Source organism: Pseudoalteromonas sp. S8-8, assembly GCF_000497875.1.
In the GTDB taxonomy this organism is placed as follows: Bacteria; Pseudomonadota; Gammaproteobacteria; order Enterobacterales; family Alteromonadaceae; genus Pseudoalteromonas; species Pseudoalteromonas arctica.
Window position 1 is genome coordinate 239,401 of record NZ_AUTR01000035.1, and the last position, 13,083, is coordinate 252,483.

Below are 13,083 nucleotides of genomic sequence, written 5' to 3' on the forward strand. Positions count from 1 at the left end.
CGCAAATGCGACCTTTCATATTTAAAGCAATTGTTTAAATTGGTTTTAAGCCTTTTTGCTTGCTACCCATTCATTAACAAAGTTTTCTAGTACATTAAGTGGTACAGGACCATTTTTAAGCACTACGTCGTGGAACTGACGAATATCAAATTTATCACCCAGTTGCTTTTTAGCGTCTTCACGAAGTTCTAAAATCTTAAGCATACCCACTTTATAAGCGGTTGCTTGTGAAGGCATTACAATGTGACGCTCAACCATTTTAACACCGTCAGATGTAGCATTAGGGGTGTTATTTACGTAGTAATCAATACCTTCTTGGCGAGTCCACTTCATTGCGTGAATACCTGTATCAACAACTAAGCGACATGCGCGCCATAATTCCATTGAAAGGCGACCAAAATCAGAGTAAGGGTCTGAGTACATGCCCATTTCTTTAGGAATGAACTCTGAGTATAAACCCCAGCCTTCAATATACGCTGTGTAGCCACCAAACTTACGGAATTTAGGAATACCTTCTAGCTCTTGCGAAATAGCTATTTGCATGTGGTGTCCCGGAATACCTTCGTGGTAAGCCAGTGCTTCCATTTGATACGTTGGCATTGCTTCCATATCGTAAAGGTTAGCGTAGTAAACACCTGGGCGTGACCCATCTGGAGCTGGCTGTTGGTAAAATGCTTTACCTGCCGCTTTTTCACGGAATGCTTCAACCGCTTTTACTTTTAAATCAGCTTTTGGTTTAACAATGAATAGCTCATCTAAACGCGTTTTCATTGTATCAATAAGCCCAGTGGCTTCATCAAGGTAGCGTTGTTTACCTTGTGCATCATTAGGGTAGTAAAATTGCTTGTCAGTTTTCATAAACTGCATAAACGCTTTTAAGTCGCCTTTAAAGCCAACTTTGTCTTTAATTTCACGCATTTCATCATGAATACGTGTCACTTCAGATAGACCAATTGCATGAATTTCTTTAGCCGTTAAATCTGTTGTAGTTGTGCGCTTAAGTGCGTTGTTATAAAACGCTTCGCCATCAGGTAATTTCCATGCGCCATCGCGATCATCTGCGCGTTTTTCAAGCTGTGCAAGGTAATTAATTAACTTAGAGTAAGATGGTTTAACAGCCGATTTTAATGCATCTGATGCATCGCTGATTAACGAGTCTTTTTCGTCTTGGCTAATTTCAAGCGCTGTTACTTTACGTTTAAAGTCAGCAAGCAATGTAGAATCATCGCCTTTTTCAAACGGTGCACCGTGAATAATGTTTTTGCTTGAATCAATAACATGCGGGAATACAAACTTAGGGGCTATGATGCCTTTTTCTGCACGTACAGTTAAATCAACGATAAGCTGATCAATAACACCAGTTACACCATTTAAACGAGAAATGTAGTCTTTAGCTTCTTTTACATTACTAATTGAGTGCTGATTAATTAAAAATGCAGGGATCATAGAATGCGTACCAAACATTTGGTTCACAGGGTAATTATGGTAGCGCCATTTAAAGTCAGCAATTGAGCTTTCAAGATCTTGTTTTTTTAAGTCGTAGCTAACTTTTGTTGCATCATCTAATAAATCACGGCTGATTGCTTTTAGTGCAACTAGGTCAGCTTTCGTTTGCGCTAAATCTTTAAGCTGTCTTTCTTCGCTGCCATCATCCCACTTATCGTAATCTTGCTTAATACCCATGTATGTTTGATATACAGGACTGCTCATTACGTCGCGGTTAAATGTATCTTCAAAAAATGCATTGGCTTTGTCTATTTCACTTTGTTGTGATTGAACTGCTTGTGCAATAGGAGCTGAAGTCGCTTGTTGTGTTGTTTGCTGGCAACCAGCAAGTAGTGCAACGCTTACTGCGGCCGCAATAAAAGTAAGTTTACGCATTGTTTTCCCTTTTGTTGTTAGAAACCCATTAGGGTGTTTTATATTTATTTTTTGTGTAGCGCTGGGGGCTACACAAATAATTCTAGCAGGTCATTTAAAAAGCGATGACCTTTTAAACTTACCTGCCAATGGCTGTCTGTTTGAGTCAATAAACCTTTATTAATTGCTTGGTTTAATGCACTTTGCTGACTTTGCAGTGGCAGTGTTGTAAGTTTATTAAAATCATTAATTGGGCAAGGCTCAACAAGGCGAAAGCGATTCATAAAAAATTCAAACGCTAAATCGTCTTGCTCTACATGCCAGCTTTTGTACATATACGGTTTAATTAAATCCATATAGCCGCGTGGGTGTTTAACCTTTTCAGTACGCGTAATAAGCCCTGTATTTGCATCAGTAACCTTACCATGCGCGCCGCAACCAATACCGAGATAATCGCCAAAACGCCAATAATTCAAGTTATGTTGGCATTGATAGCCCGGTTTTGCATAGCCCGATATTTCGTATTGTATGTAACCTGCTTGAGCTAGTAACTCTACCCCTTGCTCTTGAATGTCCCACAGTGTTTCGTCTTGTGGCAAGGTAGGGGGCTTTGAAGCAAATTGAGTATTGGGTTCAATAGTTAGTTGATACCACGATATATGAGGAGGATCGAGCGCTATTATTTGCTTTAAATCGCTCAGTGCATCGTCAAGTGTTTGCCCTGGTAAGCCGTGCATTAAATCAAGGTTAAAGCTATTTAAACCGGCTTCTTTAGCTTGCTGCGCAGCATAATTAGCCTCGTCACTGCCATGAATCCGCCCCAGTGCTTTTAGCTTGTCGTTTTGCATGCTTTGCACGCCAATCGAAATACGGTTAATACCTGCTTTTACGTAATCTTTAAAACGACCTGTTTCTACTGTACCTGGGTTGGCTTCAAGGGTAATTTCGCAGTGCTCTTCAAGACCAATTAGGTTGTCGACTTCATTTAATAAACGAGTATAAGCCGCACCAGTTAATAAGCTCGGAGTACCGCCACCAATAAAGATGCTGTGAATTTTACGTCCTTGCACTAAGTGCAAATCTGCTTTTAAATCATCAATTAAATGCTGAACATATTCAGCTTCAGGTATTTCACCTTTTTGTCCGTGGCTATTAAAATCGCAGTACGGGCATTTTTGCACGCACCAAGGTACGTGCACATATAAGCTCAGTGGTGGAAGGTTCACAGGCCGCCTTTTTGCTGTAGCTCTAGCAATAGTTTTTGTAGTGCTTGGCCGCGATGACTCACTGCATTTTTTTGCTCTTTTGTAAGATCAGCACTGGTACAATTTTTCTCTGCTACAAAAAATACAGGGTCGTAACCAAAGCCACCGTTGCCCTTTTGAGTGAGCGTAATTTCGCCTTCCCAGCTTGCACTGCAAATAAGGGGGGTAGAGTCATCTGCGTGGCGCATTAATACCAGTACACACCAAAAACGAGCACTACGGATAGGGTTATTACCCAAGTCTACGAGTAACTTATCAATGTTATCTTGATCGCTGGCACCTGGGCCTGCAAAACGGGCAGAGTAAACACCGGGTGCGCCATTTAGGCCATCAACTTCTAAACCTGAGTCATCGGCAATAGCAGGCATGCCAGTAATTTTAGCGGCATGACGCGCTTTAATAATGGCATTTTCAACAAAGGTAGTGCCGGTTTCGGCAACTTCACCTACGTTAAAATCGCTCTGTGGAACTACATTAATATTCAGAGGGCTTAGCATGTTAGCTAGCTCATTTACTTTGCCAGGGTTACCTGTAGCAAGTACTAAAGTTTTGGTCATGTTATTAATCTACGTAAAATTTTTGCTGAAACTGTAATTTTTGAAATTGATTACTTTGTTGTATTTCAATCTCAAAGCGTAAAATCTCTTCGTTGGTATAATCAACTTGGGCAAGGTAATAAATTGAACCACCTTCTTTTACTTCTTTAAAAGTAAGCGTTTGTTTATTGCCAAGTAGGTTTCTAGCTGTGCCAGTAAGCTTTGCTGTTTGGGCTGTATTTTCGGCATCATTTTTTAATATAGAAATATTCACAATGCCTTTGTATCCGCTTCGCTCAAGGCCATACGCTTTTGCTATTTTTGGCTGAATAAAAGTAGAAGGAAAGGCGATGTAATGCACTTGCCAAGGGCCAAGCTCTTTATATTGTGCGCCTTGCATTTCTTCGCTTTGCGCGTTAAATGCAAATGCTAAACAAGCAATAAAACAAAACTTAATTAAACGGTTCATTATGTATTCCTCAAAACATATAAAAAAGAGGCCTTTGGGCCTCTAATTAAAAAATCCATATTAGACTAAAAAATCCATAAGCAGCATTTGCAAAAACTGAATACCAATAATAAGTACTAAAACTGATAAATCTAAGCCACCCATTGATGGTAATATTTTACGAATTGGTTTTAGCATTGGTTCAGTAAGCTGATGGAAAACCGCTTCTATAGGGTTATAACCTTGGCTAACCCAGCTTAAAATAGCGCGAATAATAAGTACCCAAAAAACTAAGTTAAGGCCTTCTTTTAGTACCGTTATAAGTGCTTGTATAATTACAGGCTGTATTGCCCACGCATTATATATAACAAGCATTAAAGTACTAATTTTGGCTACAGCCACTATAAATGCCAGCAACAGAGATGCTAGATCAAGTCCGCCAAACCCCGGAATGATTTTTCGCAGTGGTTTTACCGCAAACGACGTGGCTTTAACCACAAACTGGCTCATTGGATTATAAAAGTCGGCTTTTGCCCACTGCAGCCAAAAGCGCAGTAATACCACCATTAAAAACAAATCAAACAGGGTACTGATTAAAAATTGCATGGCATTCATAGTGTAACCTTCAATAAAAAGTGGTTTTAAAGTTCTTTTTCCATTTGCTCTGCACGCGCAATACACGCATCCATTGCATCGCCAACGGTTTTAGTTAAGCCTTCATCTTTTAAGTGCTCAACAGCTGCGTGAGTAGTACCGCCTTTAGATGTTACGTTTGAACGTAGTTGCGAAATAGTAATATCAGGCTGGCTAAGTGCCATTTCGGCGGCGCCAAGGGCTGTTTGTTGTACCAGGCGACGAGCGTCTTCATCGTTAAAGCCCAGAGCTTTAGCTTTTTCTTCTATGGCTTCCATAAATAAGAAAAAGTAAGCAGGTGATGAGCCGGTTACAGCAATAATATCGTTAATTTGTGACTCTTTTTCCACCCATACAACAATGCCCGTGCATTCAAAAACTTGTTGTACAAATTCGTGTTCGCTTTGTGTTTCGCCCGCACCATATAAACCTGATACACCACGGCCTAATAAAGACGGTGTATTTGGCATACAACGTACCATTTTAACGTCTTGACCTAGCATTTCACGTAAACGTTTTACAGTTAAGCCAGCAGCAACAGAAATAAACAGTTTATCGCTAAAATCTACGCCCGACTCTTGAAACGATTTACATAAATCGCCCATCATTTGTGGTTTAACAGACAAAACAATTACATCAGCATCGCGCAGGGCTTCGTTATTGTCACTGGTGGTTTGCACCTTGAAATCGGCTGCTACCTTTTCAAGCTTTTCTTGGTTGCGGTTAGTCGCAATAATGTTACTTGCGTTAAAACCGTTTTTTACCATGCCACCAATAATGGCGTAGCTCATATTACCTGTGCCTATAAATGCGATTTTTTTATCTGACATAAATCTGTTATCACCTTTTAAGTTCGTGTTCCAAAAATGTCTGTGCCGATCCTTACCATGGTTGAGCCTGCACTAATGGCAGCTTCAACATCGTTACTCATACCCATCGACAAAGTATCTACTTGAGGATATTGGGTCTTTAGTTTATCAAAGCAAGTTTGTAATTGCTCAAAAGATTGAATTTGCGTATCCAGATCGTTGCTTTTAGCGGGAATCGCCATTAAACCTCGAAGTGTTAAGTGCTCACATTGGTTAATAAAATCGGCAAGTTCATCTATTTCATCGCGGTGGCAACCCGACTTCGCTTCTTCATTACTTATATTTACTTGAATAAGTATATTAAGAGGCTGTTTATCGTCTGGGCGCTGGGAATCTAATCGTTTCGCTATTTTTATGCGATCAACACTTTGCACCCAATCAAAGTTGGCAGCCACTAAAGCACTTTTATTAGATTGAATCGGGCCAATGAAATGCCAAATGATGTCGCTATATGACTGTAGTTGAGCTATTTTATCTATAGCCTCTTGAACATAAGATTCACCAAATTCGCGCTGACCATGCTCATAAGCTGCAATAACATCTTCGCTTGGTTTAGTTTTAGACACTGCCAGTAGAGTGACTTCGTTAGTGTTTCGTTGTGCAATTTTTGCCGCGTCTGCAATTCTAGCGTAGGCGGATGTGAGTCGTTCTGCTATTGTAACCATATATTTATCAGTTAGTTGTGGAGTCATAAATGGATATTACCGAATTATTAGCGTTTAGTGTGCAACACAAAGCATCCGATTTACATTTATCGTCGGGTGTTTCACCTATGATACGCGTAGACGGTGATGTTCGCCGCATTAATATACCAGCCCTTGCAGACAAAGACGTAAACAGTCTGGTTTACGATATTATGAACGATAATCAACGCAAGGACTATGAACAAAATCTCGAAGTGGATTTTTCGTTTGAAGTGCCTAATTTAGCACGTTTTCGTGTGAATGCGTTTAACTCTAATCGCGGGCCTGCTGCGGTATTTCGTACCATACCAAGTGAAGTGTTAACGCTTGATGATTTAGGTGCGCCAGATATTTTTAAAACAATCTCCGATACCCCACGTGGACTCGTGTTAGTGACAGGCCCAACGGGCTCTGGTAAATCAACAACACTTGCCGCTATGGTCGATTATATAAATCAAAATAAACATCACCATATTCTAACAATCGAAGATCCAATCGAGTTTGTTCACGATAATAAATTAAGCCTTATTAATCAACGTGAGGTACATCGCGATACTCATAGCTTTTCAAATGCGCTACGTAGTGCATTGCGTGAAGATCCAGATGTAATATTGGTTGGTGAGTTACGTGATTTAGAAACAATTCGTCTTGCAATGACCGCAGCCGAAACAGGCCACTTAGTGTTTGGCACGTTGCATACAACATCTGCACCAAAAACCATTGACCGTATTATCGATGTATTCCCAGGTGAAGAAAAATCAATGGTACGTTCAATGTTATCTGAATCTTTGCGTGCTGTTATTTCGCAAACACTGCTTAAAAAGATTGGTGGCGGGCGAGTTGCAGCACACGAAATTATGATTGCAGTACCTGCTATTCGTAACTTAATTCGTGAAGATAAAATTGCACAAATGTACTCGTCTATTCAAACCGGTGCGTCTGTGGGCATGCAAACAATGGATCAATGTTTAACTAATTTAGTTAATCACGGCATTGTTACAAATGCGGCAGCGAAAGAAAAAGCACAAGACAAAACACAATTTGGCGGGTAAGAAACTATTATGGCTTTATCTTTAAACGACTTTTTACTCATCATGATTGAGAAAAAAGGCTCTGACTTATTTGTATCGAGTCAGCTACCTGTAAGTGCAAAAATAAACGGCGAGCTAACAGCCCTCAGTGACGATAGGCTTACAGATGAGCAATCGCTTGAGTTAGTTGAATCTGCAATGAGCGAAAAGCAAAAAGCAGAGTTTCATACAACGAAAGAATGTAACTTTGCGATTGCCACTGACGAAGGGCGCTTTCGTATTTCTGCCTTTTGGCAACGCGATAAAGCAGGTATGGTTATTCGCCGTATTGTTACGCAAATACCTGATGTGAGTGAGCTAGGTCTTCCTTCTATTCTTACCGATGTAATTATGTCTAAGCGTGGCCTTGTTTTGTTCGTCGGTGGTACTGGCACGGGTAAATCAACCTCGCTAGCCGCACTTATTGGTTACCGTAACCGACATCAACGTGGTCATATACTGACTATTGAAGATCCGATTGAATTTGTTCATGAGCATCGCAAAAGTATTATTACTCAACGCGAAGTAGGGCTTGATACCGAAAGCTTTGAGTCAGCACTTAAAAGCTCATTACGCCAAGCTCCCGATGTAATTTTGATTGGTGAAATTCGCTCTCAAGAAACTATGGAATACGCACTAAGCTTTGCCGAAACTGGGCACCTGTGTGTTGCAACACTGCATGCTAATAATGCTAACCAAGCGATTGACCGTATTATGCATTTAGTTCCAAAAGAAAAACACGATAAGCTTAAGTACGATTTAGCACTTAACTTACGTGCAATTGTTGCTCAGCAATTAGTACCGACTGCTGATGGTGAAAGCCGTGTTGCAGCTATTGAAATATTGCTTAACTCACCAATGGTTGCTGAACTGATTAAAAACGGTGATATTGGTGGTATTAAAGAGGCAATGGCTAAATCGAAAGAAATGGGCATGCAAACCTTTGACCAAGCATTATTTGAGCTGTATAGACAGCAGCGAATTAATTACGCTGATGCACTGCATCATGCTGATTCGCCAAATGATTTACGCTTAATGATTAAACTGCGCAATAACGAGCAGCAAGGTGCGGGCTTTTTACAAGGCGTTACTATTGATGGCCTTGACGATAAAAATAGCGATCAATGATTTAAAAAGTAATGAATATAAATACTTAATATAAAAAAAGCGTCAATTGGCGCTTTTTATTTATATAACAGGTTATTTATATAGCCTGTTTATTCACCGTAACTAGACTCAAAAAAACTTTCTAAAATAATAACCGCAGACATATTATCTACGTTACCTTTGCCTAAGTTTTTATAGCCACCACTTTCAAAAAGTCGCGCTTTAGCATCCGCAGTCGTTAAACGCTCGTCTTGTGTTTGTACCGGAATGCCATAATGATTATGTAATCTGTTGGCAAACTTTTTTGCTTTAAAGGTAACCTCTTGTGACGTTCCATCCATATTTAGTGGTAAGCCAACAACCATTAAGTCAGGCTGCCATTCGGTTACTTGTACAGCAATATGGTCCCAGTTAGGAATGCCATCTTGTGCTTTTACAGCCTTAAGGCTAGACGCGCTGCCTGTTAGCTCTTGCCCAATAGCAATACCAATACTTTTGGTGCCAAAGTCAAAGCCCATTACAGTGCGTTCGCCTTGCGGCTTAAGCGATTTTTTTGTCATGTGTATCTTGTTTAAGTTTGCTAAGGGTTAAATTACTATTATGCGTGACCAGCTTCAGGGCTGAGTTGGCTAATATCAAAGCCCAACATTGAAACTGCTTTTTCCCATCGTTTTTCAACGGGGGTGTCAAAAATGATCTTCGGATCGGCTTCTATGATCAACCAACTGTTATCAAGTAACTCTTGTTCGAGTTGTCCTTGCTCCCATCCTGAATAACCCAATGTAATAATAAATTGTTCAGGTGCTTGTGCGGTAGTTAAGCTTGCTAAAACGTCTTTTGAGGTAGTGATCATAATATCGCTACTGAGTTTTTGGCTTGCTGAATAACCTGATTGAGGAGAGTGCAAAACAAAACCACGGTCAGTTTTAACGGGTCCGCCTGCAAACACACTTACTTTTGCTGCGTTTTGCGTTTTGTCGTTATCAATTTCTATTTTATCTAAAAGTTCGCCAACGGTAACATCAATAGGTTGGTTTATTACCAAGCCCATAGCCCCATCTTCATTGTGCTCACAAATATAGGTAACAGCACGTTTAAAAAAAGGGTCTTGCATCGACGGCATCGCGATTAAAAAATGATTTTCTAATGACTGCATAGATTTCACCCTTTTTAGTTAATGAACTTTGAGTATGGCATAGTTATTTAAATAGACATAAAAAGCCCATTAATTGCATGAAAGGCTTAAACTAATGGGCTTTTTATTGTGGTAATTACTTACCTAATTTACGCTCAATGGCATCAAATAAAATACCCGTGATAGAAATATCATAAGCAGCTTCAATTTCGCGCACGCACGTTGGTGCAGTTACGTTAATTTCAGTTAATTTATCGCCAATAATATCTAAACCTACAAATATTAAGCCTTTTTCTTTAAGCGTTGGTGCAACCGCTTGCGCTATTTTTAAATCTGACTCGCTAAGTGGACGCGCTTCGCCTCGACCGCCAACAGCTAAATTACCGCGTGTTTCACCATTTTGTGGAATTCGCGCTAAACAATACGGAATAACCTCACCATCAATAACCAATACGCGCTTGTCGCCTTGTTTGATCTCTGGGATGTAATTTTGCACCATAGCAAAGCGGCTGCCGTGCTCGGTTAGCGTTTCACAAATTACACCAATGTTGGCATCGTCTTCTCTAAGGCGGAAAATAGATGCGCCACCCATGCCATCAAGGGGTTTTAAAATAATGTCTTTATGCTCGGCTAAAAACTCACGAATTTGTTTTTGGCTACGTGTAACAAGTGTGTCTGGCGTATGTTCGCTAAACCATGCTGTAAATAGCTTTTCGTTAGCATCGCGAAGGCTTTGTGGCTTGTTAATTATTAACGTACCTTCTTGTTCTGCACGCTCTAAAATATACGTCGCGTAAATGTATTCGGTATCAAAAGGAGGATCTTTTCGCATTAAAATAACATCAAGGTCGGCAAGGGCTATAGTGGCTTTTTCTTCAAGCTCGTACCATTTTTCTGCATTATTAAACACTTGCGCTTTAGACGCTGTAGCGTACGACTTACCTTTACGAAGAGATAAATCATCCATCTCCATATAATAAATTTCGTAGCCGCGTTCTTGCGCTTGCATCATCATTGCAAAACCGGTGTCTTTTTTGATGTTAAATCCACTAATAGGATCTGAAATAATACCTAACTTAATTGCCATGCGCTGTGCCTTACTATAAATGTTACTGTTTATATGAGGGTGCTTTTAGTTATTTCAATTAGCTAAATCGCCAAATTGAAGTTGTAATGCACTTAAGACCGTTAAAGCGGCTGTTTCCGTTCGTAAAACGCGCGGGCCTAAGCGAATATCCACAAATTCTAGTTGTTTAGTTAGTGCCATTTCATCGTCGGTAAAGCCGCCTTCTGGGCCGACTAAAAAGCGTACGCCATCTTTAGGTACCGTAATGGTTTTAATGCTGTGCTCAGCACGAGGGTGAAGAGTGAGCTTAATTGCATTGGTTTGTTGTGCAAGCCATTGTTTTAAATCTACAGGGGGATGAATAATTGGCACAAAATTACGCCCAGATTGCTCTGCCGCTGCTATTGCAATTTTTTGCCATTGTTGGTGTTTTTTCTCAAGACGATCGCCCATTAGTTTCACGCCACAGCGTTGACTAAAAATAGGGGTAATTTCGGTAATTCCCAGTTCAACTGACTTTTGAATTGTAAAATCCATTTTATCACCACGGGATACACACTGGCCTAAATGAATTTTAAGTGGGGATTCTACATCATGGGGATTAAGCTCTAATGGCATTACGACGACTGTTTTTTTTGTTACCTCAATTATTTCACTAAGGTATTCGCCGCCTTCGCCATTAAAAATAGATACATGCTCGCCTACTTTCATGCGCAGCACTCTGCCAATATGCCCTGCAGCATCGTCATCTAAAGTTACAGGGGTGTTTAGGGCAATACTCGATGTTTGATAAATATGAGGAACTCGCATAGGGCGTCACTTACTACTTAGCGTAAAAATATATACTGCTATGGTAAGTAAGCTGGGAGCTGTGCGCAATTATTTATTTTTATTAAGTTGCTCTGCAAGGTCTATTAAATCTTGTGGTGTGTGCGCTATATCGTGGTGATTTTGCGAAGGTTCCGTTAACGTCTCGTCAGTAACTAGGCTTAGTGTATAGCCTGTATCATCAAAGCTTATTAAAAAGCGCTGTTCATGTAACGAGTTATAAATAAAGCGTTGTTTATCGCTTGCGAGTAAGTAATCGGTACTATTAAAAAGGACTCCGTGTAAATCGTGATGCTCTTTTAGATAGTTAATTAATTCAGAAACGCTTATTTCGTTTTCAAGGTCGCAATAACTATAGTCTTTAATTAGTTCGTCAAACATCATTTTTACTAACTGGCGTGTATTACTGCCTGCAGCAATAAGCGTACTCGCTTTTGTTTTGCCATTATTATTTACGTAATACTCAGCAAATGCGCGGCTAAATTCGTTGTCTATGTCAATTAACAAGTAGTTCGTTATTTCAAGTGGCATAGAGGTAGGACCTTGTTGCATTTAAGTAATTACCATTATTACTTAAATGCAGACGTTTTAATGACTGTATTTTTAGTAAAAAGGTCTAAAGAGAAAACATGCTAATAAGTAAATAGCCAATAGCACAAAAAACAGCAAACTCTATACACGCTACCCCAATATTGTCTTGATGGTCTATTTCAAGAGCCGTATCAATATTTGGTAAAGAGATAATTTTTATCACATACGTTAAGCTGTAGAGTAATATCCACATTACACCGCAATGCATAACGAGTGTAAATATGTTTTCTACCATTTTACCGTTTTGAAATGCTGCGCTAGATAAACCAGCATACACAGCCAATGATAAACCTATTGATTTGCCAGCATACCTTATACCAATAGACGTATTCTCTAGGTTAAAGTTACTTTGTAGCGAAGCTCCTTGATTTGCTTTTGCAAAACGGTGTTCTCGTATTTTACTATCCAATGCAAACATTCCCTGAAGCGTAAAAAAGCTAACACAAGCAATAAGTAAGTTGCTAAACCCTTGAGTGTGCGTCCACGTGTATAAGCCAAGTGCAATAATACAGTTAGCGATTAACATTCCTGAATCTACCAATGCAGCACATACATTTTGTTTTAGTATGGCAGCTTCTTCGTTAAACCTGTGGAGTATCCATTTTCTGTGAATTAAATGACCCACTTTTATAAAAGTGAATAAAAGAATAATAATAATTAACACTTTTAACGGGTTTGACTGTGCGGTACTTATGCTTATTTCGTCAAATAAGAAAGCCATAGTGGCTATAACAACTGATATTTCAGATGCAAAACTAATACCCATGGCAAAGTTGTCGTGTTGTGCTAGCTCATCTTTAAGCGCTTGTTTTGCTTTAATTTGAGTGACAACTCGTAAACAAAAAATAGTTATGCAAATAACCGCAAAACTAATGGCAATCGCAATAAAACTAGTGTTAGATAAAGACAAATATGACATGGTGATCCTAATTAAGTTAACCTTTCTAGGTTTTAATCATTCTAGTACGGTTATTGATGATATAAAAGAGAGG

15 protein-coding genes are annotated in these 13,083 nt (G+C 39.6%); 2 read left to right on the forward strand and 13 right to left on the reverse strand.

Translation table 11 applies throughout. The features are described from left to right. Positions 1–45: 45 nt before the first annotated feature. From L659_RS0111865 to L659_RS0111895, 7 genes are all read right to left on the reverse strand, one after another. On the reverse strand, positions 46–1,881 hold the full coding sequence (locus L659_RS0111865; protein ID WP_024590675.1) for a DUF885 domain-containing protein: 1,836 nt from the start codon (positions 1,879–1,881) through the stop codon (positions 46–48). Between the two features lie 68 nt (positions 1,882–1,949). Further along, positions 1,950–3,086 (reverse strand): radical SAM family heme chaperone HemW, encoded by a 1,137-nt coding sequence (gene hemW / locus L659_RS0111870; RefSeq protein ID WP_024590676.1) that lies wholly within the window; start codon positions 3,084–3,086, stop codon positions 1,950–1,952. Next, a complete protein-coding gene (gene rdgB / locus L659_RS0111875; protein ID WP_024590677.1) occupies positions 3,083–3,682 on the reverse strand; it encodes an RdgB/HAM1 family non-canonical purine NTP pyrophosphatase in 600 nt (199 codons plus the stop codon). Before rdgB ends, hemW begins: the two co-directional genes overlap by 4 nt. Before the next feature lie 4 nt (positions 3,683–3,686). Further along, positions 3,687–4,130 carry a DUF4426 domain-containing protein gene (locus L659_RS0111880; protein ID WP_024590678.1) on the reverse strand — a complete coding sequence of 148 codons (444 nt, stop codon included), beginning with the start codon at positions 4,128–4,130 and terminating at the stop codon, positions 3,687–3,689. Positions 4,131–4,190: 60 nt separating this feature from the next. Next, positions 4,191–4,724 carry a YggT family protein gene (locus L659_RS0111885; protein WP_007585413.1) on the reverse strand — a complete coding sequence of 178 codons (534 nt, stop codon included), beginning with the start codon at positions 4,722–4,724 and terminating at the stop codon, positions 4,191–4,193. Positions 4,725–4,750: 26 nt separating this feature from the next. Next, a complete protein-coding gene (gene proC / locus L659_RS0111890) occupies positions 4,751–5,572 on the reverse strand; it encodes a pyrroline-5-carboxylate reductase (protein ID WP_024590679.1) in 822 nt (273 codons plus the stop codon). A 17-nt stretch (positions 5,573–5,589) separates the two neighbouring features. After that, positions 5,590–6,303, reverse strand: a complete 714-nt coding sequence (locus L659_RS0111895; protein WP_007585410.1) for a YggS family pyridoxal phosphate-dependent enzyme — start codon at positions 6,301–6,303, stop codon at positions 5,590–5,592. A gap of 2 nt (positions 6,304–6,305) precedes the next feature. Here L659_RS0111895 and L659_RS0111900 point away from each other — a divergent pair, with 2 nt between their 5' ends. Both L659_RS0111900 and L659_RS0111905 read left to right on the forward strand, forming a co-directional pair. Next, positions 6,306–7,346 (forward strand): type IV pilus twitching motility protein PilT, encoded by a 1,041-nt coding sequence (locus tag L659_RS0111900; RefSeq protein WP_007585408.1) that lies wholly within the window; start codon positions 6,306–6,308, stop codon positions 7,344–7,346. 9 nt (positions 7,347–7,355) lie between these two features. Then, positions 7,356–8,492 carry a PilT/PilU family type 4a pilus ATPase gene (locus tag L659_RS0111905; RefSeq protein ID WP_010553294.1) on the forward strand — a complete coding sequence of 379 codons (1,137 nt, stop codon included), beginning with the start codon at positions 7,356–7,358 and terminating at the stop codon, positions 8,490–8,492. Between the two features lie 89 nt (positions 8,493–8,581). Here L659_RS0111905 and ruvX read toward each other — a convergent pair whose 3' ends face one another. The 6 genes from ruvX to L659_RS0111935 all read right to left on the reverse strand — a co-directional run bounded on the left by ruvX (position 8,582) and on the right by L659_RS0111935 (position 13,010). Continuing rightward, positions 8,582–9,031 carry a Holliday junction resolvase RuvX gene (gene ruvX, locus L659_RS0111910; protein ID WP_008170791.1) on the reverse strand — a complete coding sequence of 150 codons (450 nt, stop codon included), beginning with the start codon at positions 9,029–9,031 and terminating at the stop codon, positions 8,582–8,584. A gap of 38 nt (positions 9,032–9,069) precedes the next feature. Further along, entirely contained in the window at positions 9,070–9,627 is a 558-nt protein-coding gene (locus L659_RS0111915; protein WP_007585401.1) for a YqgE/AlgH family protein, read from the reverse strand. Between the two features lie 115 nt (positions 9,628–9,742). Next, positions 9,743–10,693, reverse strand: coding sequence for a glutathione synthase (gene gshB / locus L659_RS0111920; RefSeq protein WP_024590680.1), 951 nt, complete (start codon positions 10,691–10,693; stop codon positions 9,743–9,745). Positions 10,694–10,747: 54 nt separating this feature from the next. Beyond that, on the reverse strand, positions 10,748–11,482 hold the full coding sequence (gene rsmE, locus L659_RS0111925; protein WP_007585397.1) for a 16S rRNA (uracil(1498)-N(3))-methyltransferase: 735 nt from the start codon (positions 11,480–11,482) through the stop codon (positions 10,748–10,750). A 69-nt stretch (positions 11,483–11,551) separates the two neighbouring features. Beyond that, a complete protein-coding gene (locus L659_RS0111930; RefSeq protein ID WP_081709157.1) occupies positions 11,552–12,052 on the reverse strand; it encodes a hypothetical protein in 501 nt (166 codons plus the stop codon). Between the two features lie 64 nt (positions 12,053–12,116). Beyond that, positions 12,117–13,010 (reverse strand): DUF350 domain-containing protein, encoded by an 894-nt coding sequence (locus L659_RS0111935; protein WP_024590682.1) that lies wholly within the window; start codon positions 13,008–13,010, stop codon positions 12,117–12,119. Positions 13,011–13,083 lie beyond the last annotated feature (73 nt).